We start from the raw sequence: 26,835 nt of genomic DNA, 5'->3' as shown, positions 1-26,835 counted from the left end.
CCCGCGGGCTGCTAGCCTCGTTGCATGTCGCAACTGATCTGCTGGCTGCTCGTCGGCCTTGTCCACCTGATCCCGGCGCTGGCGCTGTTCCGGCCGGCGTTGATCACGCGGCTCTATCGCATCCCGCCGGACAGCCCGCTCTTCCTGCTGATGCATCACCGCGCCGCGCTGTTCTTTGCGGTGCTCGTTGCCTGCGTGTGGGCGGCGTTCGATCCCGGCGGGCGCAAGCTCGCGACCTTGCTCGCCGCAATCTCGATGCTCAGCTTCCTGTTTCTCTATCAGTCCTACGGGCGCCCCGCGGCGCTCGGCACCATCGCGCTGGTCGATCTCATCGGCCTCGTCCCGCTGGCCTGGGCGGGCTGGCACGCATTTCAGCAGTAGGAAAATCATGACCAAGACCGTGACCGTCCTTTCGGGCCTGATCCGTCCGCTTGTCGAAAACCGGCTGCCCGACTGGATCGCACCCAAATTCTTCGCGTCGAAGGAAGAGGCGCTCGAACTCGCGCCGCAGGCCGAGATCGGCTGGTTCGACATGTACGACAAGAAGGATATGGCCGCAGTCATCACCGCCGCGACGAATCTCAAATGGCTCAATTCCATCTATGCCGGGGTGGACGGCATGCCGCTGGATCTGCTCCATGAGCGCGGTACGATTGTGACCAATGGTGCCGGTATCAACGCGATCACCATCGCCGAATATGTCGTGATGGGCATGCTCACCGTCGCCAAGGGGTACCGCGATGTCGTGCGCGCGCAGGAACGCCGCGAGTGGCTGATGGACTCACCGGGCAAGGTCGAACTGTTCGGATCGAAGGCGCTGCTGCTCGGCTATGGTGCGATCGGCAAGCTGATCGAAGAACGGCTGAAAGCCTTTGCCGTCGATGTGACGGTGGTTCGTCGCTCGCCCGGCCCCAATACGCTGACCCCCGACCAATGGCGCGCGCAGCTCGGCGCTTTCGACTGGGTGATCCTCGCAGTCCCCGCGACCCCCGAGACCGACGGCATGATCGGCGCAGCGGAACTCGCTGCAATGAAGCCGACCGCGACGCTGATCAACATCGCGCGCGGCAGCGTCGTCGATCAGGACGCCTTGGTCACGGCGCTGAACGAACAGCAGATCGCGTCGGCCTTCCTCGACGTCACGACCCCCGAACCGCTGCCCTCGGACGATCCGCTGTGGAGCCTCGACAATGCCCACATCACGATGCACCTGTCGGGCCGCGCACAGGACAAGATGTTCGTCCGCTCGGCGCAGCGTTTCCTCGAAAATCTGGACCGCTGGAAGCAGGGTGAGGCCGTCGAGCCGCGGGTCGATCTGACGCTCGGCTACTGACGCGGCCGCTCGGCCTTCAACTCGCGCACCAGCGGTTGCAGCCGTTCGTCATATTTGGCGAGCATGGTGTGCGCGCCGGCATGGTCGTAGAAGCTCACAAGCTCGCGCCCGTTCCAGCGGTGGAGCGCATAGGCGGGATCTTCGGCGACGATCATCGGCCGGTCGTCGGGCTTGTTCTCGTCGATGGGCCTGAGGTCGAGCGAGACCTGCGGTGCCGTCGACGAACAGATCGCGATCGTGCGGCCTTCCCATGCGACGGTGACGCTCCGGTGGAGATGGCCGCAGATCAGCCCGCGAACCTGCGGGTGGCGGCGTACCACGTCGGTGAAGACCGCGACCCACGGCTCGTCGGGGTCGGTGTTCATCCACTCGATCCCGCTTTCGATCGGCGGATGGTGCATGACGATATAGGTGGGCTTCGCACTATCCTTCGCCAGTTCGGCGTCGAGCCAGGCGGCGCGCCGGTCGCAAAATGCGCCGCCGTGGCGCCCTTCCTCCAGCGTATCGATCGTCACCAGCCGTAGTTCGGGGAGTTCGATCGTGTACTGAACGAAACCGTTGCCGTCGTCGAGACCCGGAAAGCGGGCGTGAAAATTGTCACGCAAATCATGATTGCCGACGCTCGGCCACACCGGAAAGGGACAGCGCGAAAAGGCGGTGGCGAGGCGGCGATAGCTGTCGTCGTCGCCGCGATCGGAAAGATCGCCGGTCGCGAGCAGCAGATCAGGCCGGTTCGGCCCCTCGATCAACACGTCGAGCACCTCATCGAGGCGCTTGCGGTTATATTCGGCCGGATTGTCCGGATCGAACCCGATATGGATATCTGTGATCTGCGCGATCAGCATATCCGTCCCCCGTTCCGGTCGGCTGGTCCCGACCCATAAAACCTCACCCGCCCCGCCTTGCCCCGTGCAAGGGAGGTGTGCGCCACGTCACATCGTAAAGGCCCCGCCCCCCGGTTCCTGTGATCATGCTCACACTATAGGTAGCAGCAAGAGGTTTATTTGCGATTGCGGCGGTGTTTTTCTTGGCTCTGCGCGGCGGCAACCACGGTTTCCCGCCGTCCGAATGATATTCGTGGCACATCGCGCAGGGCGATTCGGTCGCGGTTTCGACCTTTACGGCGCGCGCCCCGCCCTCGCCGACATGGCAATCGCGGCACTGACGCAGCCCCGGCACGAGCAGGTCGCTCGAGGTTTTCGATCCCGGCGCGGCGGTGTGGCAGTCAGCGCATTCGGTTTCCTTGTGCGCGTCATGGTCGAACCAGCCTTTTTGCAGGTAGCGCGGCGTCTGGCTGACCGCCGCAACCCGCCAGCTGTTGCCGGTCTGCGGCGCAAAGATCGTGTGGCAGTCGTAGCACGCGCCGCCCTTTGAGAAGACCGCGCGCACCGCATCCTGCGCACGGCTGGGCCGTGTCGCGACTTCGTTGAAATAGATGTTGTAGACCTGCCCCTCGGCATAGGCGCCCGGACGCCGCCGCTGCATGCCGCCAAGCTGGAGCGGTCGCCCGGGCGGGGTCGAACGATAATAAGCGGTGAGATCGGCGACGACCTGGTCGGGCTCGCCATGGCGCAAAGTCCGCGTCACCCCGCCGACGGTCTCGAAGGCGAGGCTGTGGCACATCGCGCAGTCGCGTTCCATTTCGACCGGCTTGACGCGCACCCCGTCGGCCTCGACGCGGTGGCAGTTCGCGCACTCCAACTTCTTGCCGAAATCGTAGCGGCCGCGGAAACTCGCCGCCATGCGCGCGACCCCGCCGGTCGCCTGCAAATGCATGTCGTGCGGGAATTTGAGGCCGTTGTAGTCGACCGTCCCCTTGCTCAGCATCGTGCGCACCAGCTTCGCGCCGGGCGCGGCGCGGACGAGCGGGCGGAATTCGGGGTGGCTCGTGCCGAAATCGGCGGCATCGGCGATCGATGTCGGATGCCCGGCAATCTTCAATCGCGCCGACATGCCGTCGTGGCAATCGGCGCAGAATTTCTGCGGCGTCGCGGGCATCGGCCCCGCGCCCTCATGCTCGGTATGGCACTCGACACAGCGGCCCTGCGGCTTGTTGAAGGTCTTGGCAAAGCCCGCCAGCACCTTTTCGCCGATCCCCGGCGGGTGACGCGCGGCGAGGAGCATCGCTGCCGGCGCACCCGCATGCGCCATGCTCATCGCCTTGTGCTCGCCGGTGTGGCAGCCGACGCACGCCTTGTCGGTCACCGCGACGAACGGTTCGACATGGCACGACTGGCAGTCGTTCTTCAGGCTCGCGTGCGCGCTCGACAGCGGCCCCGACAGCCACGCGCTGTCGGCATGGTAACCGTCGGGGCGCTCGTTAACATTCTTGTAGCTGTACCACGCCCAGATCGGCCCGATCAGGAAGGCGAGCAGCATCAGCAGCCCGAACAACCACGCCCCCATGCGCTTGCCGAGCATCACGCCCTGCAGTGAAAAGGCCTTTGCCTCGTCGACATCCTTCGACGACTGCGACAGCTCGTCGATGCGCTCGACGAGCAGGATGATATTCTCGCCCTCGCGCGCGATGGTCAGCCGGTGGCCGCCGAAGCGCAGCTCGCCGCCCGCGCCGCTGTCGATATCGGCGATGGTTTCGCTGCGTCCGTTGAGGTCGAAGCCCAGCCCCTCGCTCGCCGCGACGCGGACGGTCCGGCCATCGGCGCTGCTGATCGTCGCGTGATGCGGGTTCACCGCCAAATCGGCGACGTGGATGGTGTTGCTGCCCTCGCGGCCCAACGTGATCGTGTCGCCCGGCAGCGGCGTATCGCGGATGATCTGTTTGCCGGTCTTCGTCGTCGAAATACGGCGCAGGATGAAGCTCATGGTCCCCCTCCCCGCCTTACCAGTAGAAGAAGACGCTGATGATGTGCGCCGACAGCGCCGCGATCAGCGCAAAGGTCAGCGGCACATGCACGTAGAGCCAGATTTCGAGCAGCGCGCGGATCTTGAGATGCCGGCGCAACCGCGTCAGCGCCGCCTCCTTCTGCTTGAGCAGCCCGACCACTTTCTCGCGCGCTTCACGGTCGCTGCCATTCGAGAGCGACAGCGTGCGCAGCGCCGCCGCGGTCGCGCAATTGGGATAGCGACCCGACAGCCGTGCCATGACGCCGCCCGCGAACGGATCCTCATCGAGCGCCGCCAGCACCGGCGCGGTGTCGGCGGGGGTCAGCGGCTGCGCGGCGCTGTGCAGCTGGCGGTCGAAGGCGCGGATCGCCTCGAGCATCTGCATCTGCGTCATCTCGTCACGGTTGTTCGACAATGCTGCGGGCAGCGTCGCATAGACGATCACGCCGTAAAGCCCCGACAGGATGACGAGCATCATCAGCGCCCAAGCGAGCGTGTGGACGTTCCAGCCAAGCTGGAACCCGGTGTGCCAAGTGCCGATGACGATCAGGCTGAGCCCGAGATAGACATGCGCCGAGGTCCACGCCTTCAGCGACCAGGCGGTGCTCGTCATCTTGCGCTTGCGATAGCCCAAGGCGGTAAGCCAGAGGATCAGCGCCGCGCCGCTGGTCCCGAGCGTATAGCCATACCAGCTGCCGCCATTGTGCCGCGGCGTCACGTCGACCAGCGCATAGCTGACGATGATCAGCAGGCAGAGCGCGCCCGAAATCTTGGCCCAGCGGAAGCCCGCGTAGCGCAGGAAGCCCTCATGCTTCCGCTCGCGCACGCGCTCGGTCTGGGTCGCTTTCGACCGGCGGCGCTGGAACAGGCTCGCCATCAGCCCGCGTCCTCTTCGAGCCGGGCGATCGACAGGAATTCCTCGGGCGAGACGCGGATCGCAGCGCCGGTCGGGCACGCACGCACGCACGCGGGGCCGCCCGATATGCCTTTGCACATGTCGCATTTGACAGCGATCTTCTTGGGCTTCTCGTCGCCCAGTTGCTTCTTCGTCCATTTGGGCGACGGTTCGCCCGGGCCGGGGCCGAAACCCGTGAGCAGCCAGCGCAGCAGGCTCGGCTTCTCGGGCGGCGCGGCCTCCATGCGGATCACGCCATAGGGGCAGTTGCGCATGCAGTTGCCGCAGCCGATGCAGCCGGGCTCCATGAACACCTCGCCGTCGGGGCCGCGGTGGATCACGTTCGGCGGGCAGTCGGCCATGCAGTGCGGATGCTCGCAGTGGCGGCAGCTCGTCGGGACATGCAGATGCGCGAAGGTCTTGCCCGCCTCGCGATCGAGCCGCGACAGGCCTTCATGGCTGTCAGCGCACGCTTTCTCGCAATTGTCGCAGCCGACGCACAGATTCTCGTCGATCAGCAGCGCATCGGTCGCCTCGCCCAGCCCTTCCTTCATGATGAAGCTCGCGGTGTCCGAATAGAGGTCGACCGCGCTCGAATAGCTGGCCTTGCGCGATTCGATGAAGCTGTTCATCGCCGCGCGTTCGGCGACCGCGGCCTCGGTCGCCTCGCGCACCTGCGGCCGCTTGGCGAGCATCGCCTTGAACTGCTCGCCCTTCAGCCGGATCACTTCGCTCGCGACCGCGGCCTTGACGGTCGCATTACGCCGCTCGCCACTGAGCACCGCCATTTCGCCGAAGAAGCTGCCCGCGGGCAGATAGCGGAGGAAGATCGGTTTGCCGCCGATGTCCTTTTCGACGACCATCGACCCCGAGCGGATGACATAGACGTCGTCGCCCTCGTCGCCCTCGGCAAGCACGACCTTGCCCGCGGGAACGCGTTCGATCGCGGGGTCCTCGACGATCGGTTCGAGATCCTCGACCGTCAGCCCGCCCTTGAAGATCTGGAGCAGCTGGCGTTCGAGCGAGATGCGATTGATCACGCGCTTGGCGCCCGGCACCGCGGCCATCAGCTTGAGCGCGGCGGTGCGCGATACTTCGACGAAGATGCTGTCCTCGCCCGCGCGGATCGTCGCGCCGCGCTTGCGGCCCGAGATCAGCCCGACCTCGCCAAAAATCGATCCCTCTTCGATGGGGACCGTGAAGTCGGGGCCAACCTCGACGAGCGCATGGCCGTCGGCGATCGCGAACAGCGACGAACCCGGCTCGCCCTTTTCGAACACGACATCGCCCTTGGAATAGAAGGCGACCTTCGAATCGAGCATGAATTCGCGCATCTGGAGCGGCGAGACATCGGCGAAGATGCGGATGCGCGTGCGCAGGAACTCGAGCCATTCGCTGACCGATTTCTGCTGCGGCAGCTTTTCGAAGATCGCCGCGAGGTCCTTTTCGTCGGCGGGGGTCAGCGCCTTGTTGCCGTTCAGGAATTCGACGACGTCATAGCCCTGGTTCATGCAATGCTTGATCAGCGGATAGCCCGCGAGCGCGCCGATGACATAGAGGCCGGGGACCGTCGTCTCGAACGTCGGCGACAGTTTCGGAAAAGCCTCGCGGTCGGGGCCGGTGAACTCGATCCCCATCGATTCGACAAACCCGCGCGGCGCGACCGATCCCAGGCGCGCGACGATCACGTCGCATTCGATCCGTTCCTCGCCGGTCGGGGTTTCGAGCGTCAGCCAGCCCGGCTCGACCTTCTTCGGCTGCGTCTCGGTGCGGATCGACATGAAGCCATTCTCGCCCGCCTCGGTCATGTCGGCGACATTCTTCGCCTTGGCGCGCGCGAAATCCTTCGAGCGGTTGAGGATCGTGACGGTATTTTCGAGCGCTTCCTCGGCGACGCCGAGCGCATTTTCGATCCCTGCGTCGCCCGACCCGACGACGGTGATATGCTTGTCCTTGAAATCCTCGGGATCGTCGACCTGATAGATGATGTGCGGCAGGTCGGCGCCCTCGCAGCGCATGCGGTTCGGATTACCCTGCGTCCCGATCGCGAGCACGATATTCTCTGCCGTATAGATATCGCCCTTGGCGGTCTTGATAGCGAATGCGCCCTTAGCGCCGGTCACTTCGGCGACCTCGGCGTGATAGGCGACATTCACCTTGTTGGTCGCGGCGTCCTCGTCCCAATTGCCGAGGATATATTCGCGCGCGCCCTCGGCAAAGCGGCAGTCGGAACGCAGGTCGAGCCGCTCGGGCGTCGCAAGCACACGCTTGCCCTTTTGATATTTGAAAATCGTATCCGACAGATGGTCGGTCTTTTCGAGCAGGATGTGGCTGAGCCCGAGCTGCGCGGCGCGCGATGCGGCGCTGAGTCCCGCGGGACCCGACCCGATGATCGCAACCTTGACCGGATCGCTCATGCACGCACCATCGCGCGGCGGAAGCCGCCCTTGCCGTCGCTGGCCGTGATGCTGACGAAGTCGCGCACGGGCATCCTCTTCCCCCTGTCGCCAGCCCCCCGGCGAATTCATAACGGATGCGACCCGGACTTATGTCCTGGACGCAAAGCTATGCCCTTGAAAGCGAGGAAAGGTCAACCGGCCGACGCGAGATTCTGGCCGTTGCGAGCCATTCTCAACAGCGCCCTGCGGGCGGGTTCAGGCGAGCTCGAACATCGCGGCGATACGCTCGGACTGGGTGGGCTCGAAGCGCGACCAACCGTCGGGGCCGAGCTTTTCGAGCGGGCGGAAGCGCGCCTTGTACGCCATGCGCGCCGACCCTTCGATCCAGTAGCCGAGATAGACGTACGGCAGCCCCGCCTGCGCCGCGCGCTGGACATGGTCGGCGATGATATAGGTGCCGAGTCCCTCGCGCATCGGATGCGCTGCATCGAAGAAGCTGTAGATCATCGACAGCCCGTCGCCCTGCCGGTCGGTCAGGCAGCAGCCGACAAGGCGGCCCTTGCTGCCATCCACCGCCGGCTCGCGATATTCGATCATATAGCTGTCGACCGGGGTCTGCTCGACCATGTCGGCGAAATCCTGCTCGTCCATGTCGGCCATGCCGCCATCGGGATGGCGCGACCCCAGATAGGAACGCAGCAGCGCATATTGCTCTTCGGTCGCCCACGGCTTGCATGCGGTCGCGACGAGATCGCCGTTGCGGCGCAGGTTGCGCTTCTGCGAGCTGCTCGGCGTATATTCGCCCGCACAGACGCGTACCGACACGCAGGCCGAGCAATCGGCGCAGCTCGGGCGATAGGCGACCGACTGGCTGCGGCGGAAGCCGATGCGGCCCAGCGCGTCGTTCAGCTCGTTCGCCGAGTTGCCGCTGAGTTCGGTGAACACCTTGCGCTCGGTCTTGCCCGCCAGATAGGGACAGGGCGCCGGACTGGTGACAAAAAAGCGCGGAAAACGGAACGGTGCGGACACGCGGGAAAACCTCCGGACTGGCGAATGCGGAGCCCCCCGACGCGGGTCCGACGCGCTACATCCACCAACTATGCCAAGCGGCGTCAATGGTGCAAAGTCCATTTACCATTTTTAAACGTCCCGATCTGAATCACGCCGAAAATTTTGTGAATCAGCCGGTAACTTATGTGCCGATTTGAATCAGAGAGATGTCGTCGCCCCCGCGAAGGCCGGGGGCCGCTGGGGTTTACGAAGCGACTAAGCGCAATGACGACGACGGCCCCCGCCTTCGCGGGGCGACGGGTTATTGCTGATGGTCGGGATCTCGTGTTTCAGTCAGCTGTACCCGCGCAGCTCGTCACCCGTGAGCGTCGCCACATGCAGCACGTTGGTCGACCCCGGGGTGCCGAACGGAACCCCCGCCATCATAACCAGCTTCGCGCCCGCCTTGCAGATGCCGTGACGCAGCGCCATGCGCTTGCCTTTGGCGATCATCTCTTCGAAGCTGCCGATGTCCTTGGTCGGCACGGCATGCGCACCCCACAGCAGGCCCATGCGCCGCGCCGCCTCGCGCTTGGGCGTCAGCACCAGCAGCGGCGCGCCCGGCCGCTCGCGCGCGACGCGGCGGGCGGTCGAACCCGACGCGGTGAAGCAGATGATCGCATCGGCGGCGATCGTCGTGATGATGCTACCCGCCGCCTCGGCGAGCGCGTCGGCGGTCGTCGCGTCGGGCGCGGTCTCGGTAAAATGCAGGCGGCGGAAATAATCGGGGTCGCTTTCGACCGAGCGTGCGATCGAATCCATCATCGTCACCGCCTCGACCGGGAAAGCGCCCGCCGCGGTTTCGGCCGAGAGCATGATCGCGTCGGCGCCATCGTAAACCGCGGTCGCGACGTCGGATACTTCGGCGCGCGTCGGCGATGGCGAGACGATCATCGATTCGAGCATCTGCGTCGCGACGACGACGGGCTTGCCCATACGGCGCGCGGTCGCAACGATCTTTTTCTGGAGCGGCGGCACCGCCTCGGGGGGCAGTTCGACGCCGAGGTCGCCGCGCGCGACCATCGCCGCGTCGGCGAGTTCGAGGATTTCCTCGATCCGCTGCACACCCGACGGTTTTTCAAACTTCACGAGCAAGGCCGCCTTGCCGCCAATCAGCGTGCGCGCCTCGGCGACGTCCTCGGGCCGCTGGACGAACGACAGCGCGATCCAGTCGACATGCTGTTCGAGCGCGAAGGTCAGGTCCTTGCGGTCCTTTTCGGTGAGCGCCGCGAGCGGGACGACGACGTCGGGGACGTTGACGCCCTTGCGGTCCGAAATCTTGCCGCCGACCTCAACCACCGTCTCGATCTTGTCCGGCGCAACGCTCTTCACGCGCAGCACCAGCTTGCCGTCGTCGATCAGCAGCCGCGTGCCGGCTTCGAGCGCGGCGAACAATTCGGGGTGCGGCAGGTAAACGCGCGTCGCGTCGCCGGGCGTCTTGTCGGTATCAAGCGTGAAACTCTTGCCGTTCACCAGCTCGGCGGGACCATCCCTGAAGGTGCCGACGCGCAGTTTCGGCCCCTGCAGGTCAACGAGGATCGTCGTCGGGCGGCCGGTGTCCTTTTCCAGCGCGCGGATCGCCGCGATCACCTTGGCATGGCCGGCATGGTCGCCATGGCTCATATTGACGCGAAACGCGTCGGCGCCGGCGCGATGCAGCGCGGCAATCATCTCGGGGTTGGCGCTTGCGGGGCCAAGGGTCGCCAGGATGCGCACCTTGCGCTGGCGGGGGATAAAATTCTGGACCACAAAAGCTCCGATAACAGGGGGACGCTAGGGCAATGCCGACTTGCTGACGATGGCAATGCCGCCTTGATGATACGAAGGCAACCGCCGTATAGCTATTCAATCATTCAACGGAGGAACCATGTCCTGCAGCGACGATCAGACGACCGGCAACGACGCGCTCGACAGCCTCGACGATGCGGTCGCCGCCGCGGCGTTTCGCCGCCTCGTCCGCCTGCTCCAGCATCGCAGCGACGCGGCGAACATCGATTTGATGGGCCTCGCCGGGTTTTGCCGCAACTGTCTCGGCGACTGGATCGCCGAGGCGGGCGACATGGACAAGGAGGCCGGCCGCGCGATCGTCCACGGCATGCCGACCGTAGAGTGGAAAGCCCAGCATCACACCGCCGCGACGCCCGAACAGCTCGCGCGGATGGAAGAAAGCATGGCCAAAAATCCTCAGGGCCATTAGGGACGCGCCAGGCGCGATTCTCGCGCCGCATCATCCCAATCACCGGAGCCCAAAATGAGCGAAGCCACCGTATCCGACGAACAACTGCGCCTTTTCATCGAGCGCATCGAGCGTCTGGAAGAAGAGAAAAAGGGCATCGCCGACGACATCCGCGACACCTATAATGAATCGAAATCGCAGGGTTACGACCCGAAAATCATGCGCCAGATCGTTCGCCTGCGCAAATTGCCGGTCCACGACCGCAAGGAAATGGAAGCGATCCTCGACGTCTATAAGTCAGCGCTCGGAATCGACTGACGCCCCCAGCCAGGAGAGTGACGATGTTCAGCACCACCACCAATAATGTCGAGGGCCGTCCGGTCCGCGAGTATCTGGGCATCGTCACCGGCGAGGTGATCGTCGGCGCCAATCTGTTCCGCGACCTGTTCGCCAGCATCACCGACATCGTCGGCGGCCGCTCGGGCAAATATGAGGACGTCCTCGCCCGCGCGCGCAAAGAGGCGATCGGCGAAATGGAAGCCGAGGCCGCGCGCCTTGGCGGCAATGCGGTGATCGGCGTCGACCTCGACTATGAAGTGCTCGGGCAGAATGGCTCGATGCTGATGGTCAGCGCGTCGGGGACGGCGGTCACTCTGGGGTGAGCGTCGACATCCGCCCAGCCACGTCAGCCGACGCGGCGCGATGTGCCGAGATTTACGCGCCCTACGTCACGGACAATTGGGTCAGTTTCGAATGCGATCCGCCCGATGCGGTGGAAATGGCGCAGCGGATAGAGAATTATGGCGCGAGTCATGGCTGGCTGGTTGCGGAGGTCGAGGGCAGAATTGCGGGATATGCCTATGGCTCCCCTCACCGTACGCGCGAAGCCTATGCGGCTTCGGCAGATGTCGCAGTCTACCTTGATGCGGCTTTTGCGCGTGCCGGAATTGGGCGGCAGCTTTATGAGGCGCTGTTTCCGATTTTGGCCCATCGCAATATCCACGCCATCTTTGCCGGGATTGCCTTGCCGAATGACGCCAGCATCGGCTTGCATGAGGCGATGGGCTTCACGCCGGTCGGCATCTACCGCGAGGTCGGCTGGAAAATGGGCGGCTGGCGCGATGTTGGGTGGTGGCAGCGGTTGCTTTGACATTCGGTCCTGATGTAAGCGCGCGCTTCCAGTTCCTTCCAGCCGAAAAGAAGAGAGCCATGGCCGGCCATAGCAAATTTAAAAACATCATGCACCGCAAGGGTGCGCAGGACAAAAAACGCAGCTCGCTGTTTTCGAAGCTTTCGCGCGAAATCACCGTCGCGGCGAAGATGGGCCTGCCCGATCCCGACGCGAATGCGCGTCTGCGCGCTGCGATCAACGCCGCCAAGGCGCAGTCAGTGCCTAAGGACAATATCCAGCGCTCGATCGACAAGGCCGCGGGCGGCGAAGGCGATAATTACGAGGAAATCCGCTACGAAGGCTATGGCCCCGGCGGCGTATCGCTGATCGTCGAGGCACTGACCGACAACCGCAACCGCACCGCGACCAACGTCCGCACCGCCTTCTCGAAAAACGGCGGCAACCTCGGCACCAGCGGCAGCGTCAGCCACGGTTTCGACCGGCTCGGCATGATCAGCTATGCCGCCAAGGCGGGCGACGCCGACACGGTGTTCGAAGCCGCGCTCGACGCCGGCGCCGATGATGTCGAATCGTCCGAGGACGGCCACGACATCTGGACCAGCGTCGACAGCCTGCACGAAGTCGCAAAAGCACTCGAAGCCAAACTTGGCGAAGCCGAAGGCGTGAAGCTCGCCTGGCGCCCGACGCTGAAGAGCGAAGTCGCCGACGAAGCGACCGCGCAGACCCTGTTCAAGCTGATCGACACGCTCGACGACGACGACGATGTCCAGACCGTCTGGGGCAATTACGAGATCCCCGACGCGGTGATGGAGAAATTGGGTTGATAGAATCCTCTCCCCTTGGGGGAGAGGATAGGAAGGCTTGCCAGCTTGTCTGGCTAGCCGGACTTGGTGAGGGAATGCGGCGTGGCCCTACCCTCGCCCAGCTGCGACTAGCGGGCAAAGCCCGCAAGTCTGCGCATCCCTCTCCCCCAAGGGGAGAGGAAATATCATGATCATCCTCGGTCTCGATCCCTCGCTCAGCTGCACCGGATGGGGCGTCATCCGCGTCGAGGGCAGCCGGATCAGCCATGTCGCCAACGGACAGGTGAAGACCGACGCGAAGGCGCCCCTCCCCGACCGGCTCGCGCATCTCGACACCGTGCTTGCTGCGGTGATCGCCGATCATGCGCCAGGGTGCGCCGCGGTCGAGGAAGTGTTCGTCAACGACAACCCGCAATCGACGCTGAAGCTCGCGCATGCGCGCGGCGTCGTGCTACTCGGCTGCGCGCGCGGCGGGCTGGCGGTCACCGAATATGCCCCGCGCCTCGTCAAGAAGGCGATCGTCGGCACCGGCGGCGCGGCGAAGGAACAGGTACAGGCGATGCTGCGCGTGCTGCTCCCCGGCGCGAAGGTCGCGGGCGCCGATGCGGCGGATGCGCTGGCGGTCGCGATCTGCCATGCGAACCATAGGCCGCGACACTGATATTTCGTCACCCCGGACTTGATCCGGGGTCCATGTAACGGACGTTGTAACGGATGCCGGATCAAGTCCGGCATGACGAAGAAGGGAAATTGATTCCCTTTTCGTTCTCCCCGCGTTAGGCACGGGACATGATCGCGAAACTGACAGGGCGGCTGGATTCGAGCGGCGCAGGCCATGCGGTGATCGACGTCGGCGGCGTCGGTTATCTGGTCGAGGCGTCGGCGCGTACGCTCGACACACTTGGCCCGGTCGGCGGCGACGTCACCATCCACACCGAAATGCTCGTCGGCGAGGATTTCCTGCGCCTGCTCGGCTTTGCCAAGGCCGAGGAGCGCGACTGGTTCCGCCTGCTCACCAGCGTGCAGGGCGTCGGCGCCAAGGTCGCACTCGCGATCCTCTCGGCGCTCGAGATCGGCGACCTTCAACGCGCGCTGGCGAGCGGCGACAGCGCAATGATCGCGCGCGCGAACGGCGTCGGGCCGAAACTTGCGCAGCGGATTACGCATGAATTGAAGGACAAGGCGGGCGCACTTGGCGGAATTACGGGCGGCGGATCGTCATCGCTGTCCGTCGCCCCCGGCCCGCTCGGCGACGCCGTCACCGCCCTCACCGGCCTCGGGTTTAAACCCGGCGAAGCGAGCACCGCCGTTGCGGCTGCCAACGAGGAACTGGGCGCGGGCGCAAGCCTCGACGCGCTGGTTCGAGTGGCGCTCAAGAAGGCTGCGAAGTGATTTACTCTCCACCCCTCTGCCGCGTGCCAAGCGATTGGCTTGGAGACCCAAGTGGATGCTGGTACGAATGGCAAACCTTGGTCGGCAGCCTTACCGCCGTGGCCATTGGGGCGGCCACAATCTTTCTTATCCGAAGTCAAATTCAACAGGCTGAAGATACCGCAAATTCTCTGCGAGAAGCACAATTACAAGTGGCACGAGCCAAGCTTCCGATGGCAAGTTCCGCGACCGCTGCACACGCAAAGCGGTGCATTGACGCTCTAGATGCGATTGAACCGGCCATTACCGGCCGTGCGCGGACAGCTTCCCCGGTGCAGATGCCCCCATTTCCAGAAATCGCTGAACGGACATTTGATGCATTTTTAGCCGCAACCCGCGATGAAAATGCTCTTTTTTCCGTTGCTGCGATTTATGCCGAGCAGCAAGTCTTGGCTGCTCGCATGGAGGATGTACACGTCAGTCCTCGTGCTCACACGCTGTCTATCGATTACTATTATTTTCAGCCGATCATTATGCACGCGCTAGCGATGGAGCTGTTGACCTACGGCCGCCGCGAATCCAAGGCGGTGTCCAAAGTTGGCTGGGATAACATTGCGTCCTCTGCTCGCTCGCTGGTAAAATCTGCAGGGCCACGAGAGAGAATTCTCACAATTATTCGAGACAAATCAGAGCGTTCAATAGCTCTCCCTTTCGCATTGAGCGAAACCGGGTGACTATGCGCGATACCGTCTCAGTCCACCACGCATCTTGCCGCTGCGGCCAAATACGTATCGCCTGCACCGGTGAGCCGATCCGCGTGTCGGTTTGCCACTGCCGCGAGTGCAAGGCGCGGAGCGGGAGCGCCTTTGCCGCGCAGGTGCGCTTCCCCGCCGAGCAAGTCCGCATCAAGGGCGAAGCCAACGCGAAGATGTGGCAATATACCGGCGACAGCGGCAACACCGCCGACTTTTTCTTTTGCGGCACCTGCGGTTCAGGCGTCTGGTATCGGGCGCGGCCCTATCATGAGGCCTATGCGATCCCGCTCGGCAATTTCGAGCCCGGCCACGGCTTTGTGCCCGACTATTCTGTCTATGAGGAGCGGAAGGAACCTTGGGTTTCGATCATTGGCGATGCAATAGAGCATTATGACTGAGCCCGCCCTCACCACGCCGAGCCGTACCCCCGAGGATGCCGATGCCGCGTTGCGGCCGAAGACGCTCGCCGAGTTCGTCGGGCAGGCGGCGGCCCGCGAGAATCTGCGCATTTTCATCGAGGCGGCGAAGGCGCGGGCGGATGCGCTCGACCATGTGCTTTTCTACGGCCCGCCGGGGCTCGGCAAGACGACGCTGGCGCAGATCGTTGCGCGCGAGCTCGGCGTCGGCTTCCGCTCGACCAGCGGCCCGGTGATCGCCAAGGCGGGCGACCTTGCCGCGCTGCTCACCAATCTCGAGGACGGCGATGTGCTGTTCATCGACGAGATCCACCGCCTGTCACCCGCGGTCGAGGAAATCCTCTATCCCGCGATGGAGGACCGCGCGCTCGACATCATGATCGGCGAAGGCCCCTCGGCGCGCTCGGTGCGGATCGACCTGCCAAAGTTCACCCTGGTCGGTGCGACGACGCGGCAGGGGCTGCTCACGACCCCGCTGCGCGACCGCTTCGGCATTCCGGTGCGGCTCAATTTCTACACGCATGGCGAGCTGGAGCAGGTGATCACGCGCGCTGCGCGGCTGCTGGCGCTGCCGATCGCGTCCGACGGCGCGCTCGAGATCGCCAAGCGGTCGCGCGGAACGCCGCGCATCGCCGGGCGGCTGCTGCGCCGTGTGCGCGATTTCGCGACCGTTGCAGGGCATAAGATTGTCGACGCCAAGGCGGCCGACGCCGCGCTCAACCGGCTCGAGGTCGACGCGCTCGGGCTCGACGCGATGGACCGGCGGTATTTGACGATGATCGCCGATATTTATCGCGGCGGCCCGGTCGGGGTCGAGACCATGGCGGCGGGGCTGTCCGAACCGCGCGACACGATCGAGGATGTGATCGAGCCCTATCTGCTGCAGGTCGGGTTGATCGCGCGCACCGCGCGCGGACGCATGCTCAACGCGAGCGCGTGGAAGCATCTGGGACTCAACCCGCCCGCGGGATCGCAGGACGGACTTTTCGATCAAGGAAAATAGGCGGATTTCCGCCAATTTCATTCCACCAACCGGCCCCGATCTGCGACGAACCGTTGGTTAGGGGTTTGCGACGAGTCGAAGGGCCGCTATCGGTTGGGACAATGGTAAACGCCCCGCCCCCCTTCATCCCCGGCGCCTTCGTCGGGGCTGAGCATCATTTCCGGGCGCGCGTCTACTTCGAGGACACCGACCTGTCGGGCATCGTCTATCACGCCAATTACCTGCGCTATATGGAGCGCGCACGCTCGGACATGCTGCGCATCGCGGGCATCGACCAGCGCGGGGCGATGGAGGCGGGTGAAGGCAGTTGGGCGGTGACCGACCTCGCGATCAAATACCGCCGCCCCGCCCGGCTCGACGACGATCTGCTCGTCGTCAGCACGGTCGAGGCGGTACGCGGCGCGAGCGTGATTATTTCGCAGCGCATCCTTCGCGGAACTGACACGTTAAGCGGCGAGACATTGACCGACGGGCAAGTCACCGCCGCATTCCTGTCGCCCGAGGGCCGGCCGCGCCGCCAGCCCGCGGGTTGGGCCGATCGATTTACCGCCATCATGAATGGAGAGACTTTCCCTTGCTAGACAATATCTCGCTGGCCGCCGACGCGGCGACCTTGTCCCCCGTCGCGCTGTTCCTGCAGGCCGATATCATCGTGAAGGCGGTGATGATCGGCCTCCTGCTCGCGTCGATCTATGTCTGGGCGGTGATCTTCACCCACGGCCGCAGCGTCAACAAGCTGATGAGCGCCTCCGAACGCTTCGAGCGCGATTTCTGGCGCGCCGACAATATCGACAAATTCTTCGACAAGAACGGCAGCGAGGAATTGCCGAGCGCCAAGGTGCTCGGGGCGGGGATCAGCGAATGGCGCCGTTCGACCAAGACCAAGAATGTCGACCGCGACGGCACGCGCGAACGGCTCGGCATCGCGATGAACAGCGCGGTCGCGGGCGAAGTCGATCGGCTCGCCGAAAAGATCGGCACGCTGGCAACGATCGGCTCGGTCGCGCCTTTCGTCGGGCTGTTCGGTACGGTGTGGGGGATCATGCGCAGCTTCACCGCAATCGCGGCGGAGAATAACAGCAGCCTTGCGGTCGTCGCCCCGGGCATCGCCGAAGCGCTGTTCGCGACCGCGATCGGCCTGTTCGCCGCGATCCCCGCGGTGATCGCGTACAATGCCTTTTCGCAGCGCCTGAACCGGCTCGAATCGCGGCTCGGCCGCTTCGCCGACGGGCTGCACGCGACGTTCAGCCGCGAACTCGAGGTCGAAGCCTGATGGCGATGAGCGGTCCCTCCGGCGGCATCGGCGGACGGCGCGGCCGTGGCCATCGCCGCGCGCCGATGGCCGAGATCAACGTCACCCCGCTCGTCGACGTGATGCTCGTGCTGTTGATCATCTTCATGATCACCGCCCCCCTACTCGCCTCCGCCGTGCCGATCGACCTGCCCGAAAGCCGCGCCAAGCCGGTCGAGACCGAGGATCAGGAGCCGGTGCAGCTGTCGATCAATGCCGACGACACGCTCTATATCGGCGAAGAGGTCGTGCCCGAGGCCGAGCTTCCCGCGCGGCTCGACGCGATCGCGCGCGAGAATGAAGGCAAGGACAAGCCGCGCCAGATCATGCTGCGCGCCGACAAGGGGCTCGATTACGGCCGCGTGATGCGCGTGATGGGCGAGCTCAACCGCGCCGGCCTGACGCGCATTTCGCTGGTGACGACGGGATCGGAGGGCGCCGCCGAGGGCGAGCCCGCCGCGGTCACCGACGGTTCAGAAACACGGCCCTAGGTTAAGACGATGGCCGAACAACGGGCAGTGAGGGGGAATGAAGGACGCGGCATCGCCATCGCGGTGGCGGCGCATGTCGTCATCATCGGCCTGCTCTCGGTCCAGTGGACCGCGGGCGAACGCCGGTTCGACAATCCGCCGATGGAAGTCGACCTGATCGCCGAAAGCGCGGTGCAATCGACCGCGCCGGTGATCAGCGAGACGCCCCCCGCCGCGCGGCTCGGCGAAGAGGATCAGGTCGACATCGCGGCGCCCGAGCCAGTGCCCGCGCCGCCGCTGCCCGAACCGGTGGTGCGGCCGACGCCCGCGCCGACACCCAAGCAGGTCGCAAAGCCCAAGGCCGCACCGCCGAAACAGCGTCCCGCGGCGCAAAAGGCGCAGCCCAAGGCCGCCCCGAAAGCTCCGCCGGCAAAGAATCGCCCGGCGCGCCCGACCGGCCGTCTCGACGGCATCGCCGAAGGGCTTTCGAAGTCGCAGCCCAAATCGCCCGCGAGCAAGGGCGCGCCCGCCGCGGCGACCGCCGCCGAAGTCCGGCGCTCGATCGACGTCAGCATCAAGTCGGCGGTCGCGCCGCGCTGGAACGGCTGCCGCATCTCGGGGGTCGATGTCGACCAGCTCAAGACCGTCGTGAAATTCCGCCTGACCCAGTCGGGCGCGCTCGCGGGCTTCACCGGCGTCTCGACGACCGGCCAGAACGACAGCAACAAGTTCCAGGTCCAGCGGCACCAGGAATGTGCCAAACGTGCGGTCGAGCTGGCCGCGCCTTTCGACTTGCCGGAAGAAAATTACAGCTACTGGCAAAACTATACCTTGGATTTTGACAAAGCGAGATGAGCATGACCCTAGTGAGATATTTGATGGCAGGGGTTCTGGCGACAGCGTCTCTCCCCGCGATCGCCCAGGACCAGAGCACCGCTCAGCCGCAACCCACCATCCAGCTGCCGCAGCCCGAGGGTCCGCGCGAATCCATAACGGGGACATTGTCGAACGAGCGCACGGTCATCGCAATCCCCGCGCTCGCCACCTCCTCGGTGCAAAATGTCGCGGGGCTGCGCACCGACAGCCTCGGCCGCCAGATCGCCGAAGTGATCGCCGCCGACCTTGAACGCAGCGGCCTCTACGATCCGATGGGCCCCAGCGGCATCCCCGCGATCAGCCGCGCCGAGGTGCAGGCGCCGCGCTTCGCCGAATGGCAGTCGCGCAACGCCGAAAATGTCGTCCACGGCTTCGTCGACGCGAGCGGGACTGGCGGGCTCGTCGTCGGCTGCTATCTCTATGACACCGCGCTCGGCAGCGAGCTTGTCCGCAAGGGCTTCGAAATCCAGCCCGGCGACTGGCGCCGCGCCGCGCACAAATGCGCCGACGCCATCTATTCGCGCCTGTCGGGCGAGGCGCCCTTCTTCGACAGCCGCGTCGCCTATATCGCCGAGACCGGCCCCAAGGGGAACCGCATCAAGCGCCTCGCGATCATGGACAGCGATGGCGGCAACCACCGTTTCATCACCAACGGTCAGGCACTCGCGATCAGTCCGCGTTTCTCACCCGATTACAAGAAGATCGTCTACGTCAGCTATTTGAACAACCGCGTCCGCGTCTTCATCTACGACGTCGCGGCGGGTTCGCAGAAGCTGGTGACCGAGAGCGCGAACGCGACCTTTGCGCCGCGCTGGTCACCCGACGGCACCCAGATTCTCTATTCGATGGCCGTCAACGGCAACACCGACATCTATCGCATCTCGGCAAACGGGGGCACCCCGGTGCGGCTGACGAGCACCCCGGGCATCGATGTCGGGGGCAGCTTCTCGCCCGATGGCAAGAAGATCGTGTTCGAAAGCGACCGGTCGGGCGGCCAGCAAATCTATACGATGAATATCGACGGGTCGAACCAGCAGCGGATCAGCTTTGGCGGTGGACGCGCCGCGACCCCCGAATGGTCGCCGCGTGGCGACCTGATCGCCTTCACCCGCATGGGCGGCGGCGAGTTCCGCATCGGCGTCATGACGCCATCGGGCGGCGGCGCGCGGATGCTGACGAACAGTTGGCAGGACGAGGCCCCGACCTGGTCGCCGAACGGCCGCGTCATCCAGTTCTTCCGCACCACCCCGGGCCGCGAAGGCAAGTCGAGCCTGTGGCAGGTCGACCTGACCGGCGTGAACCTGCGCCGCCTGCCGACCCCGCAAGACGGGTCGGATCCCAGCTGGGGTCCGGTACTTCCCTGAGGAAAACCGGAACCAAAAAGGCGCGATCGGGTTCAACTATCGCGTCCTGAACGGGCCAATTCGGCCGCACGAATATTTTCAACAACAAGAGGACAGAGACATGACGATACGCAAAAGCACCGCGATGATCGCGGCGATCACCATGCTTGCTGTTGGCGCCTGCGCGAAAAAGGCCCCTGACACGCTCCCCCCCGCCCCCGAAGGCACCGGCACCGATACGGGCGCAGGCACCGGCACCGGCGTGGTTCCCGGATCGCAGGAAGATTTCCTTGCCAGCGTTGGCGCCATGGGCGACCGCGTTTTCTTCGACTATGACCAGTATAATGTCGACGCACAGGATCAGGCGACGTTGCAGACCCAGTCGCAGTGGTTGCAGCGCAACCCCGCGGTGCGCGTCACGCTGGAAGGCCATGCCGACGAACGCGGCACGCGCGATTACAATATCGCGCTCGGCGAACGCCGTGCGAACGCCGCGAAAAATTACCTCGCGTCGCTCGGCGTCGATCCGTCGCGCATCCAGGTCATCAGCTATGGCAAGGAACGCCCGGCCGAGATGGGTTCGACCGAGGAAGCCTATGCCAAGAACCGCCGCGCGGTCACGGTCATTGTCGGGCGCTAAGAAGCGGCCATAAAGGCACCGTCGCGAATGCGGCGGTGCAGGCAAAGACACCGAAGGGGACCCGTCGCTCGGCGAGCGGCTGGTCCCTTTTTCGTTGGGCGATGAGCGCCCAGATGATCCCGCCGACACTGGCGAGAAGCAACATCAGCGGCAGCGCCTGCCAGCCGAGCCAGGCACCGATTGCCGCGACCAGCTTGGGGTCGCCGCCGCCCATGCCCTCGGCACCCCGCGCGCGCCGATAGGTCCAGGCAATCAGCGCCAGTATCAGACCTCCGGCCAACGCGCCGATCCAGCGGTCGATCAGCGATGTGCCGAGCATCGGCCCCGCAACGAGCAGGCCGGCGATCCCCAGCAGCAGGTTGAGGCGGTCGGGCAACCAGAAATGACGCGCATCGAGCAGCGCGAGCGGTAACAGCAGCCAGCCGAACAAAGCCCAGAGCCAGCCTGCTGTTCCGGGCATAAGCGCCAGCGCACCAGCACCGATCAGTGCCGCGCCCAGTTCGACGCGCCAGTGAAAAGGATCGATCGCCGAATCACACGTCCGGCAGCGCCCGCGCGACGCAAGGGTCGATAACAAGGGGACGAGTTCCAAAGCGCCAAGCGGCCGCGCACAGACGTCGCATTGCGAGCGCCCCAGCACCGAGCGCCCCGCGGGCCAGCGCAGCACCAGCGTCGCGATGAAGCTGCCCAGGACCAATCCGATCAGCCCGGCAAAGGCGACGCCCGTGCCGAAGGGCAAGGCATCGAGGATCGTCACGTCAGAAGCGGCCCGAGGTCGCCAGCACGAAACCGGTGGGTCCGGCCTTGAACCCCAGCGCGGCGAGCGCGCCCGCCATCGCGGGATCGCGGTCGACATTGATCGCGAACTGCGCGCGGTACGCGCCGCTGCCGTCGAACGACAGGGTCAGCCGCTCCATGCCCGACTGGCTGGCGAGCGCCGCCTGCGCGCGTCCGTTCGCGCACGCCAGCGGACCCGACAGGCCGCGCGAAAGGTCGAGGCCCGCGATGGGCGCGGAGACCGCGAGCTGGACGCGCCCGCTTGCGGCGGCGCATTTTCCCGTATCGTCGAAGCGTATCGTGGCGCCTTCGAAGCGGATCGTATCGACGGGGATCATGCCAAGCCCGCCCGACATCGACGTGGTGCCGCTGACGTCGGAGACGCCCTGCGGGTTGCTGCCATGCAGCCGGCCCGCAAGCGCGCCAAGCCGTTCGTCGGCGCGCGAGAAGGCGAGTTCGGTACGTGCGCCGAGCAGCGCGAGCGGCGACAGGCTGGCGCGCACCGTGCCGAGCGGCAAGACGCCAAGCCGTGCATCGACCAGCTCGCCCGACCAGACCGATCCGCGAATTTCGCGCGCGGTGATGCCCGCGTCGGTCGCACCCGACCAGCCGAGCGCGAGCCGCATCGGGAGGGTCGCGATGATCAGGATCAACGCGAGCAGCAGCGCCGCAAACGCCCAACGCCCGCGCATACTCATTGTCCGCCCTTCCGAAGCTCGGCGGTCAGGCCAACGGTGCCGTCGGCGGCGGGGGTGATCGTCAGCTGGTCGACGACAAAACCCTGCCCCTCGAGCGAGGCGAGCCAGTCGGTGAGCACCGTCGCGCGCGCGGTCGCGATCGCGATCGTCGCCTGCCCTGCGCCGCGCGCCTCGTTGCGGTCGAGCGTCAGCCCGATCTCGCCCGCCGACTGCGCAAGATATTGATCGATCGCGACCGCATCGACCGTCGCCGCGACCGATTTCGCCGGACGCTGCGCGAGCAATTGCACCTTGGCCGCCACGCGCCCCTCGCGCTCAATCGCGGCGCGGTGCTGGCTTTCGAGATCGACGAACAGCGCGACCGCCGGACGGCCGAGTCCCCACAGGATGACGCCGAGCGCCAGCACGCCGGCGATACCGACAAGCCAGCGTTCGCGGAGCGACAGGCCCATCCACCAGTTTTGCAGTCGCTCGGTCATGGCACCGCCCGGATCGTAATATTGGCCATTTGCTGCCCGTCGCTGCCCGCCATCGGCTGCGCAGTGATGCGATAGCCGCGCGCCTGCAGCGCGAGCAGCACCTTGTTGATATCTTCGACGCGCGGTGCCGCGAGCGTCGTCGTCAGCGTTCCGTCGGTGCGATGCGACAGCGTCCTCAGCGTCACGCCGGGCGCATCGCCCATCGCGTCATAAAGCGCCGATGCCGGGACCGAGAAAGCGAGCGGCCCGCCGCCGGCAGCGGCAAGGCGGCGGTCGAGCTCGGCTTCGGCCGCGGTCGCATCGGGCGCGGTCACCCCGGCCTTCTTTGCCATCGCGACGACCGCATCGTCGGCGCGGCCGGTGTCGGACGACAGGCGCACCGCATAGATGATCGGGACAAGCAGGCTCACGGCGACGAGTGCGAAGGCGAGGCGCTTCACCAGCCGCAGCATCGCCGGGTCGACCGACCAGCTGCGCTTGGGCTTCCATCCGCCGCTGAGCAGGTCGAGCGGCGGCGCGGCGAGCGTCAGCAGCAGCGCCTCGCGCATCCGGTCGGCATCGAGCGGCAGCGCGGCTTGGCCGCCCGCGATCAGCGGATCGAGCTCGGGATCGGAGACATAGGCGCGGTCGGCGGTACGGACGATCCGCTCGCCGCCCACCTCCGCCGTCCACAGCGTATCGGGTTCGGGCGGCGGCACCGCCACCGCGGCCGGGATAATCGCCGCCGGCGTCAGATCGCGCGCCTTCAGCCAGTCGGTCCAGGCGGTCATCGCGGCGTGGGTGGTCACCGCGACGGCGACCGCCTGCCCGTCGCCCGCCGGTTGGCCCGCAACGACGTGGAGCGCCGCAGCGTCGCCCAAGCTATTCTTCAGCGCGTCGATCCGCGCCGCGGCGGCGGCCTGTGCGGGCGCGGCGTCGGGATAATGAAGCCAGCGGAGCGGCACATCGGCGGCCGGCGCCAACGCGACCAGACGGTCGTCGGCGCTATCGTCGCGCGGCTTTTCCCACGCGCCGACCCAACCGTCATCCTGTCCGCTATCGACGATCACGCCGTCGTCGACGCGCAGCCAGGCGGCATCCGGGTCATCGCCTTCGCCAAGCGCCGCCACGGGGGGCAGCCAGAGAACCAGCGTGCGCGTCATATCAGTCGCTCTCGCCCCAATCGCGGCGCACGATCGTCGGCGGCGTCAGGCCCGCGGAGGGCGCCCCGCCATTGGCATCGATCAGCGAAACTGCGGTCAAGAAACCGTCCCCCATCGTCACATTCGTCGTCAGCGCGAGCCAGCGGCTGTTCACGCCCGCCTGTTCGGCAACATCGGTCGGCGGTTTCCGTCCTTCGAACGGACCCGCCTCCCAGAATCGTACGCTGCTGCCATAGCCTCCAGCGGGGCGCGCCGCCAGCGCCGCCCGCGCTTTGGCAACGCCGATTTCACCGGGCACCAACATCGCCACCAGCGGCGCCTGTTCGGGCGCCAGCGTGTTGACGTTGAGCTTCACCGGATCGGTCACCGGCAGCACGCAAATCCAGGGTTTGAGCCGCGCATAGATTTTCGGCGTCACGCCGCGCACTGCGCGCAGTTCGCTGACATCCGCCATCTTGCGGTTCGCGGGCAGATAGGCGCCCTGCATCGAGCGATAGGCATTGTCTTCGGCGCCGAGCGGCCCTTCGTTGCTGTCGCTGTCGATCCAGTCGGCCGCCGCGCCCGCGATCGATTGCGCCTGCCCCGGCTCGATCCCGAGCAGGGTCATCAATTCGCCGAACTGGCGCATCGAACCCGACCGCTGGCTGAACCGCCCCGGCACGGTCTCGGCGACGAGGCTATTGAGGTTGAAGCAATTGTTGGCATCGATCAGCTTCGCCCGTCCCTCACCGCCGGGAAGCGGCAGGGTAAAATCGCGCCCGAGCCAATTGCCGGCTAACGTCAATTTTGCGGGATCGCGCCCGACAAGGTCGGCGACGCGGCGCAGCGCGATCTGTTCGGCGGCAAAGGCGTAAGCGCGTCCCTGATCGACCGTCGCCGCGCTGCCCGCGATACGCGTCGCAAGCGTCAGCCGGTCGAGCGCCGTCGCGGCGATCACCGCCATCACCGCGACGAGCAGCAAGACGGTGAGCAGCGCCGCACCGCGCTCGTCTTTCGCGCCGCGCCTCATGGTGCGGGTACGCCTTGCGCGGGCGGTAGCGGTAGGGTCGGCGCGGTCAGGAACAGCATCGTCAGCGCCTCACGTCCCGTGCGGGTGACCTGCACCTCGACGGCGCGCGGCAGGCGGTCACCCGGCTCAGAACTCCAGACCTCGCTCCAATTGCCCCGCTCGTCACGATATCGCACCGCGACGCTGGCGACGTCAGCGATCAGCCGGTCGCCCTCGCCGAGCGCGGTGCCGTCAAGCATCGGCTGCGCCGCGCGCCGCCACTCGTTGCCGACGCGTGCATAGGCAACGCGCTCGATCGCGGGCCGCGGACTGCCACCCGCCGAACCCGCGCCGCCATGGACGAACGCAAAGCCGGTCGACGATCCGATGAAGGCCGGAACGGCTTCCCCCGCGGGCCCGCGCGTCGAACGCTGCACCGCTTGCGCCAGATCGTTCGCCATCACCGCGCGCAGCCGGTTGATCCCGCCCATCGCTTTCAGCCGTTCCTGCACGGCATCCTGCGTATCGATACTGCTGCGCAGCAGGCCCACCCCCATCGCCGCGATTGCCGCGAAGATGGAGAGTGCAACGAGCATCTCGACAAGGGTGAAGCCGCGCTCGTCCCTCATCGCGACGGCCGGATGATCGTCAGCGCCGCCTGCCCGCGCCCGCTTTCGGGGCGGACGAGCAGATCGATGCGCAGCAGGGCGTCGTCGGCGGTCTTCGCAACGCGTTGCTCGATGCGCCAGTTGCGGCCGGCATTGACGACGCCGACCGCGCTGTTGCCGATCGTCGGCGGCGCCGGATCGGTCCACAGTTCGACCGCGCGGTTTTGCGCGACGATGCCCGCCATCGTGCTTTCGTCGAGGTCGCCCGCGGTGCGCACCGCATAGGCGTCGAGGCGGATGAGCGCGAGCGCGGCAATGCTGATGACGCTCAAGGCCACCAGCATTTCGAGCAGCGTAAATCCGCTTTCGCGGCCTTTGGCGCAATCACGGTCCACGGCTGACCTCCCCGGTCGCCGAGACGCGTACGATCTCGCGCGCTTCGCCGCCGGTCAATACGACCGCCTGCGGCGTCGGGCTGATGCCGACGCGGTCGAACAGGATGCGCGCCGCCCCCTGCCCGTCGCCCGCCGCGAAGCGCACGTCGCCGGGCCAGTTCCGTTGCTCGAACGCCCGGCCCGGAAGCGGTTGCCATTCGCCCGAAATCCGCCGTTCGAAACCATAGCCCGACGGCGCGAAATTGACCGCGACGCTGCGCCCCTCGATCACCGCGACGTCGCGCGCAGCGGCGAGCCGCGCCGCGAGCCGGTCGGCCTCGCTGCGCACGGTGCGTTCTTCGCCGGGAATGGTGAGCACGACCGCGGTCGCGGCGAGCGCCATGATCGCGAGCACGATCATCAGTTCGACAAGGGTAAAACCGCCCTGCCCGCGCCGCGCGCGCGCCTCAGCCGTCGCTGCGAATATCCGCATTGTCGTCGGTCCCGCCGGGGGCGCCGTCGGCACCGAGCGACCAGACGTCGAACGCCTTTCCGTTCGGCCCCGGCGCCTGATAATTATAAGGGCGGCCCCACGGATCGGCGGGCAGCTTCTTGATATAGCCGCCGCGGCGATAGCGTTCGGGCTGCGCGAGCGCGGGCGGCGCGACGGTCAGCGCGTTCAGCCCGTCGGTCGATGCCGGATAGGTCAGATTGTCGAGCCGGTACTGCTCGAGCGCATTTTCGAGCGTCGCGATGTCGGCCCTGGCCTTGGTCACCATCGCGCGGTCCTGGCTGGGCAGGACGTTGATCATCACCACGGTGGCGAGCAGTCCGATGATGAAGATCACGACCATCAATTCGGTCAGCGTAAAGCCGCGCTCGTCCGTCTTGCGGCGCCCGGCCGTCGGCCGGCCCCGATCAGAATAGGAGGTATCGAGCATCAGGCGAAAGATTAGCTTCATCAGCGACATT

The 26,835-nt window shown here is 65.9% G+C and carries 33 protein-coding genes; 18 read left to right on the top strand and 15 right to left on the bottom strand.

Annotated elements, in window-relative coordinates:
* The first annotated feature begins 24 nt into the window (after positions 1–24).
* Entirely contained in the window at positions 25–381 is a 357-nt protein-coding gene (locus J2X38_RS04835; protein WP_058536751.1) for a hypothetical protein, read from the top strand.
* Positions 382–388: 7 nt separating this feature from the next.
* Positions 389–1,333 carry a D-2-hydroxyacid dehydrogenase gene (locus tag J2X38_RS04830; protein ID WP_310251830.1) on the top strand — a complete coding sequence of 315 codons (945 nt, stop codon included), beginning with the start codon at positions 389–391 and terminating at the stop codon, positions 1,331–1,333.
* On the opposite strand, the gene J2X38_RS04825 is transcribed toward J2X38_RS04830, so the two are convergent.
* The 6 genes from J2X38_RS04825 to pyk all read right to left on the bottom strand — a co-directional run bounded on the left by J2X38_RS04825 (position 1,327) and on the right by pyk (position 10,270).
* Positions 1,327–2,178 (bottom strand): metallophosphoesterase, encoded by an 852-nt coding sequence (locus J2X38_RS04825; RefSeq protein WP_037514665.1) that lies wholly within the window; start codon positions 2,176–2,178, stop codon positions 1,327–1,329. The genes J2X38_RS04830 and J2X38_RS04825 overlap by 7 nt on opposite strands.
* Positions 2,179–2,221: 43 nt before the next feature.
* Entirely contained in the window at positions 2,222–4,156 is a 1,935-nt protein-coding gene (locus tag J2X38_RS04820) for a cytochrome c3 family protein (RefSeq protein ID WP_310251827.1), read from the bottom strand.
* A 16-nt stretch (positions 4,157–4,172) separates the two neighbouring features.
* Positions 4,173–5,054, bottom strand: coding sequence for a hypothetical protein (locus tag J2X38_RS04815; RefSeq protein ID WP_310251825.1), 882 nt, complete (start codon positions 5,052–5,054; stop codon positions 4,173–4,175).
* Positions 5,054–7,489, bottom strand: coding sequence for an NAD(P)-binding domain-containing protein (locus J2X38_RS04810; RefSeq protein ID WP_310251823.1), 2,436 nt, complete (start codon positions 7,487–7,489; stop codon positions 5,054–5,056). The genes J2X38_RS04815 and J2X38_RS04810 overlap by 1 nt, the downstream gene beginning before the upstream one ends.
* A 237-nt stretch (positions 7,490–7,726) precedes the next feature.
* Complete coding sequence (locus J2X38_RS04805) at positions 7,727–8,500, bottom strand: arginyltransferase (RefSeq protein ID WP_310251821.1); 774 nt, start codon at positions 8,498–8,500, stop codon at positions 7,727–7,729.
* Between the two features lie 315 nt (positions 8,501–8,815).
* The gene (gene pyk / locus J2X38_RS04800) at positions 8,816–10,270 is read right to left on the bottom strand and encodes a pyruvate kinase (protein ID WP_310251819.1); all 1,455 of its coding nucleotides are present in this window, start codon (positions 10,268–10,270) and stop codon (positions 8,816–8,818) included.
* Between the two features lie 118 nt (positions 10,271–10,388).
* On the opposite strand from pyk, the gene J2X38_RS04795 reads away from it, so the two are divergent.
* The 16 genes from J2X38_RS04795 to pal all read left to right on the top strand — a co-directional run bounded on the left by J2X38_RS04795 (position 10,389) and on the right by pal (position 20,797).
* Positions 10,389–10,718, top strand: a complete 330-nt coding sequence (locus J2X38_RS04795; RefSeq protein ID WP_310251817.1) for a DUF1244 domain-containing protein — start codon at positions 10,389–10,391, stop codon at positions 10,716–10,718.
* Positions 10,719–10,772: 54 nt separating this feature from the next.
* Complete coding sequence (locus tag J2X38_RS04790) at positions 10,773–11,015, top strand: DUF2312 domain-containing protein (RefSeq protein ID WP_037514655.1); 243 nt, start codon at positions 10,773–10,775, stop codon at positions 11,013–11,015.
* 23 nt (positions 11,016–11,038) lie between these two features.
* A complete protein-coding gene (locus J2X38_RS04785) occupies positions 11,039–11,359 on the top strand; it encodes a YbjQ family protein (protein WP_058536759.1) in 321 nt (106 codons plus the stop codon).
* Positions 11,356–11,847 carry an arsinothricin resistance N-acetyltransferase ArsN1 family B gene (locus J2X38_RS04780; protein WP_310251813.1) on the top strand — a complete coding sequence of 164 codons (492 nt, stop codon included), beginning with the start codon at positions 11,356–11,358 and terminating at the stop codon, positions 11,845–11,847. The genes J2X38_RS04785 and J2X38_RS04780 overlap by 4 nt, the downstream gene beginning before the upstream one ends.
* A gap of 59 nt (positions 11,848–11,906) precedes the next feature.
* Positions 11,907–12,653 carry a YebC/PmpR family DNA-binding transcriptional regulator gene (locus tag J2X38_RS04775; protein ID WP_310251811.1) on the top strand — a complete coding sequence of 249 codons (747 nt, stop codon included), beginning with the start codon at positions 11,907–11,909 and terminating at the stop codon, positions 12,651–12,653.
* Between the two features lie 166 nt (positions 12,654–12,819).
* A complete protein-coding gene (ruvC, locus tag J2X38_RS04770; RefSeq protein ID WP_058536762.1) occupies positions 12,820–13,293 on the top strand; it encodes a crossover junction endodeoxyribonuclease RuvC in 474 nt (157 codons plus the stop codon).
* Positions 13,294–13,421: 128 nt separating this feature from the next.
* Positions 13,422–14,024, top strand: coding sequence for a Holliday junction branch migration protein RuvA (gene ruvA / locus J2X38_RS04765; RefSeq protein ID WP_310251809.1), 603 nt, complete (start codon positions 13,422–13,424; stop codon positions 14,022–14,024).
* A 77-nt stretch (positions 14,025–14,101) separates the two neighbouring features.
* Complete coding sequence (locus J2X38_RS04760) at positions 14,102–14,737, top strand: hypothetical protein (protein ID WP_310251807.1); 636 nt, start codon at positions 14,102–14,104, stop codon at positions 14,735–14,737.
* Positions 14,738–14,739: 2 nt separating this feature from the next.
* Positions 14,740–15,156 (top strand): GFA family protein, encoded by a 417-nt coding sequence (locus J2X38_RS04755; protein WP_310251805.1) that lies wholly within the window; start codon positions 14,740–14,742, stop codon positions 15,154–15,156.
* Positions 15,149–16,177, top strand: a complete 1,029-nt coding sequence (ruvB, locus tag J2X38_RS04750) for a Holliday junction branch migration DNA helicase RuvB (RefSeq protein ID WP_310251803.1) — start codon at positions 15,149–15,151, stop codon at positions 16,175–16,177. Before J2X38_RS04755 ends, ruvB begins: the two co-directional genes overlap by 8 nt.
* A 101-nt stretch (positions 16,178–16,278) precedes the next feature.
* Positions 16,279–16,758, top strand: coding sequence for a YbgC/FadM family acyl-CoA thioesterase (locus J2X38_RS04745; RefSeq protein WP_310251801.1), 480 nt, complete (start codon positions 16,279–16,281; stop codon positions 16,756–16,758).
* Complete coding sequence (gene tolQ, locus J2X38_RS04740) at positions 16,752–17,450, top strand: protein TolQ (protein ID WP_137890270.1); 699 nt, start codon at positions 16,752–16,754, stop codon at positions 17,448–17,450. The genes J2X38_RS04745 and tolQ overlap by 7 nt, the downstream gene beginning before the upstream one ends.
* Positions 17,450–17,959 carry a protein TolR gene (gene tolR, locus J2X38_RS04735; RefSeq protein WP_058536768.1) on the top strand — a complete coding sequence of 170 codons (510 nt, stop codon included), beginning with the start codon at positions 17,450–17,452 and terminating at the stop codon, positions 17,957–17,959. Before tolQ ends, tolR begins: the two co-directional genes overlap by 1 nt.
* A 9-nt stretch (positions 17,960–17,968) precedes the next feature.
* On the top strand, positions 17,969–18,793 hold the full coding sequence (locus tag J2X38_RS04730; protein WP_310251798.1) for a hypothetical protein: 825 nt from the start codon (positions 17,969–17,971) through the stop codon (positions 18,791–18,793).
* Positions 18,790–20,178: a Tol-Pal system beta propeller repeat protein TolB gene (gene tolB / locus J2X38_RS04725; RefSeq protein ID WP_310251796.1), complete on the top strand. Its 1,389-nt coding sequence runs from the start codon at positions 18,790–18,792 to the stop codon at positions 20,176–20,178. Before J2X38_RS04730 ends, tolB begins: the two co-directional genes overlap by 4 nt.
* 100 nt (positions 20,179–20,278) lie before the next feature.
* The gene (gene pal / locus J2X38_RS04720; protein WP_197411386.1) at positions 20,279–20,797 is read left to right on the top strand and encodes a peptidoglycan-associated lipoprotein Pal; all 519 of its coding nucleotides are present in this window, start codon (positions 20,279–20,281) and stop codon (positions 20,795–20,797) included.
* Here the strand turns inward: pal and J2X38_RS04715 are convergent.
* From J2X38_RS04715 to gspG, 9 genes are read right to left on the bottom strand one after another with little or no spacing between them, the layout of a single operon-like run.
* Positions 20,781–21,554 (bottom strand): A24 family peptidase, encoded by a 774-nt coding sequence (locus J2X38_RS04715; protein WP_310251793.1) that lies wholly within the window; start codon positions 21,552–21,554, stop codon positions 20,781–20,783. The genes pal and J2X38_RS04715 overlap by 17 nt on opposite strands.
* Before the next feature lies 1 nt (position 21,555).
* On the bottom strand, positions 21,556–22,272 hold the full coding sequence (gspN, locus tag J2X38_RS04710; protein ID WP_310251791.1) for a type II secretion system protein N: 717 nt from the start codon (positions 22,270–22,272) through the stop codon (positions 21,556–21,558).
* A complete protein-coding gene (gspM, locus tag J2X38_RS04705) occupies positions 22,269–22,751 on the bottom strand; it encodes a type II secretion system protein GspM (protein WP_310251789.1) in 483 nt (160 codons plus the stop codon). Before gspM ends, gspN begins: the two co-directional genes overlap by 4 nt.
* Positions 22,748–23,893: a type II secretion system protein GspL gene (gene gspL, locus J2X38_RS04700; RefSeq protein WP_310251787.1), complete on the bottom strand. Its 1,146-nt coding sequence runs from the start codon at positions 23,891–23,893 to the stop codon at positions 22,748–22,750. Before gspL ends, gspM begins: the two co-directional genes overlap by 4 nt.
* Position 23,894: 1 nt before the next feature.
* On the bottom strand, positions 23,895–24,902 hold the full coding sequence (gene gspK, locus J2X38_RS04695; RefSeq protein WP_310251785.1) for a type II secretion system minor pseudopilin GspK: 1,008 nt from the start codon (positions 24,900–24,902) through the stop codon (positions 23,895–23,897).
* Complete coding sequence (gene gspJ, locus J2X38_RS04690) at positions 24,899–25,510, bottom strand: type II secretion system minor pseudopilin GspJ (protein ID WP_310251783.1); 612 nt, start codon at positions 25,508–25,510, stop codon at positions 24,899–24,901. Before gspJ ends, gspK begins: the two co-directional genes overlap by 4 nt.
* Positions 25,507–25,884 carry a type II secretion system minor pseudopilin GspI gene (gene gspI, locus J2X38_RS04685; RefSeq protein ID WP_310251781.1) on the bottom strand — a complete coding sequence of 126 codons (378 nt, stop codon included), beginning with the start codon at positions 25,882–25,884 and terminating at the stop codon, positions 25,507–25,509. Before gspI ends, gspJ begins: the two co-directional genes overlap by 4 nt.
* Entirely contained in the window at positions 25,874–26,356 is a 483-nt protein-coding gene (locus J2X38_RS04680; protein ID WP_310251779.1) for a GspH/FimT family pseudopilin, read from the bottom strand. The genes gspI and J2X38_RS04680 overlap by 11 nt, the downstream gene beginning before the upstream one ends.
* Positions 26,331–26,834 carry a type II secretion system major pseudopilin GspG gene (gene gspG, locus J2X38_RS04675; RefSeq protein WP_405053429.1) on the bottom strand — a complete coding sequence of 168 codons (504 nt, stop codon included), beginning with the start codon at positions 26,832–26,834 and terminating at the stop codon, positions 26,331–26,333. The genes J2X38_RS04680 and gspG overlap by 26 nt, the downstream gene beginning before the upstream one ends.
* Position 26,835 lies beyond the last annotated feature (1 nt).

It is taken from the genome of Sphingopyxis sp. BE235 (assembly GCF_031457175.1).
Lineage (GTDB): Bacteria > Pseudomonadota > Alphaproteobacteria > Sphingomonadales > Sphingomonadaceae > Sphingopyxis.
The sequence above is the reverse complement of the archived record's forward strand: the minus strand, read 5'-3'. Positions and strand labels throughout refer to the sequence as shown.

What these genes read in the sequence shown, in the direction of transcription:
- gspK (WP_310251785.1), bottom strand. Translation starts at nt 24,902, where the DNA reads ATGAGGCGCGGCGCGAAAGACGAGCGCGGTGCGGCGCTGCTCACCGTC.
- J2X38_RS04795 (WP_310251817.1), top strand. Translation starts at nt 10,389, where the DNA reads ATGTCCTGCAGCGACGATCAGACGACCGGCAACGACGCGCTCGACAGC.
- J2X38_RS04830 (WP_310251830.1), top strand. Translation starts at nt 389, where the DNA reads ATGACCAAGACCGTGACCGTCCTTTCGGGCCTGATCCGTCCGCTTGTC.
- ruvB (WP_310251803.1), top strand. Translation starts at nt 15,149, where the DNA reads ATGACTGAGCCCGCCCTCACCACGCCGAGCCGTACCCCCGAGGATGCC.
- J2X38_RS04730 (WP_310251798.1), top strand. Translation starts at nt 17,969, where the DNA reads ATGGCCGAACAACGGGCAGTGAGGGGGAATGAAGGACGCGGCATCGCC.
- gspM (WP_310251789.1), bottom strand. Translation starts at nt 22,751, where the DNA reads ATGACCGAGCGACTGCAAAACTGGTGGATGGGCCTGTCGCTCCGCGAA.
- gspG (WP_405053429.1), bottom strand. Translation starts at nt 26,834, where the DNA reads ATGTCGCTGATGAAGCTAATCTTTCGCCTGATGCTCGATACCTCCTAT.
- J2X38_RS04820 (WP_310251827.1), bottom strand. Translation starts at nt 4,156, where the DNA reads ATGAGCTTCATCCTGCGCCGTATTTCGACGACGAAGACCGGCAAACAG.
- J2X38_RS04815 (WP_310251825.1), bottom strand. Translation starts at nt 5,054, where the DNA reads ATGGCGAGCCTGTTCCAGCGCCGCCGGTCGAAAGCGACCCAGACCGAG.
- ruvC (WP_058536762.1), top strand. Translation starts at nt 12,820, where the DNA reads ATGATCATCCTCGGTCTCGATCCCTCGCTCAGCTGCACCGGATGGGGC.
- pal (WP_197411386.1), top strand. Translation starts at nt 20,279, where the DNA reads ATGACGATACGCAAAAGCACCGCGATGATCGCGGCGATCACCATGCTT.
- gspN (WP_310251791.1), bottom strand. Translation starts at nt 22,272, where the DNA reads ATGAGTATGCGCGGGCGTTGGGCGTTTGCGGCGCTGCTGCTCGCGTTG.
- J2X38_RS04810 (WP_310251823.1), bottom strand. Translation starts at nt 7,489, where the DNA reads ATGAGCGATCCGGTCAAGGTTGCGATCATCGGGTCGGGTCCCGCGGGA.
- tolB (WP_310251796.1), top strand. Translation starts at nt 18,790, where the DNA reads ATGAGCATGACCCTAGTGAGATATTTGATGGCAGGGGTTCTGGCGACA.
- gspL (WP_310251787.1), bottom strand. Translation starts at nt 23,893, where the DNA reads ATGACGCGCACGCTGGTTCTCTGGCTGCCCCCCGTGGCGGCGCTTGGC.
- J2X38_RS04775 (WP_310251811.1), top strand. Translation starts at nt 11,907, where the DNA reads ATGGCCGGCCATAGCAAATTTAAAAACATCATGCACCGCAAGGGTGCG.
- J2X38_RS04785 (WP_058536759.1), top strand. Translation starts at nt 11,039, where the DNA reads ATGTTCAGCACCACCACCAATAATGTCGAGGGCCGTCCGGTCCGCGAG.
- tolR (WP_058536768.1), top strand. Translation starts at nt 17,450, where the DNA reads ATGGCGATGAGCGGTCCCTCCGGCGGCATCGGCGGACGGCGCGGCCGT.
- J2X38_RS04745 (WP_310251801.1), top strand. Translation starts at nt 16,279, where the DNA reads ATGGTAAACGCCCCGCCCCCCTTCATCCCCGGCGCCTTCGTCGGGGCT.
- gspJ (WP_310251783.1), bottom strand. Translation starts at nt 25,510, where the DNA reads ATGAGGGACGAGCGCGGCTTCACCCTTGTCGAGATGCTCGTTGCACTC.
- J2X38_RS04835 (WP_058536751.1), top strand. Translation starts at nt 25, where the DNA reads ATGTCGCAACTGATCTGCTGGCTGCTCGTCGGCCTTGTCCACCTGATC.
- ruvA (WP_310251809.1), top strand. Translation starts at nt 13,422, where the DNA reads ATGATCGCGAAACTGACAGGGCGGCTGGATTCGAGCGGCGCAGGCCAT.
- J2X38_RS04680 (WP_310251779.1), bottom strand. Translation starts at nt 26,356, where the DNA reads ATGCGGATATTCGCAGCGACGGCTGAGGCGCGCGCGCGGCGCGGGCAG.
- J2X38_RS04825 (WP_037514665.1), bottom strand. Translation starts at nt 2,178, where the DNA reads ATGCTGATCGCGCAGATCACAGATATCCATATCGGGTTCGATCCGGAC.
- J2X38_RS04755 (WP_310251805.1), top strand. Translation starts at nt 14,740, where the DNA reads ATGCGCGATACCGTCTCAGTCCACCACGCATCTTGCCGCTGCGGCCAA.
- J2X38_RS04790 (WP_037514655.1), top strand. Translation starts at nt 10,773, where the DNA reads ATGAGCGAAGCCACCGTATCCGACGAACAACTGCGCCTTTTCATCGAG.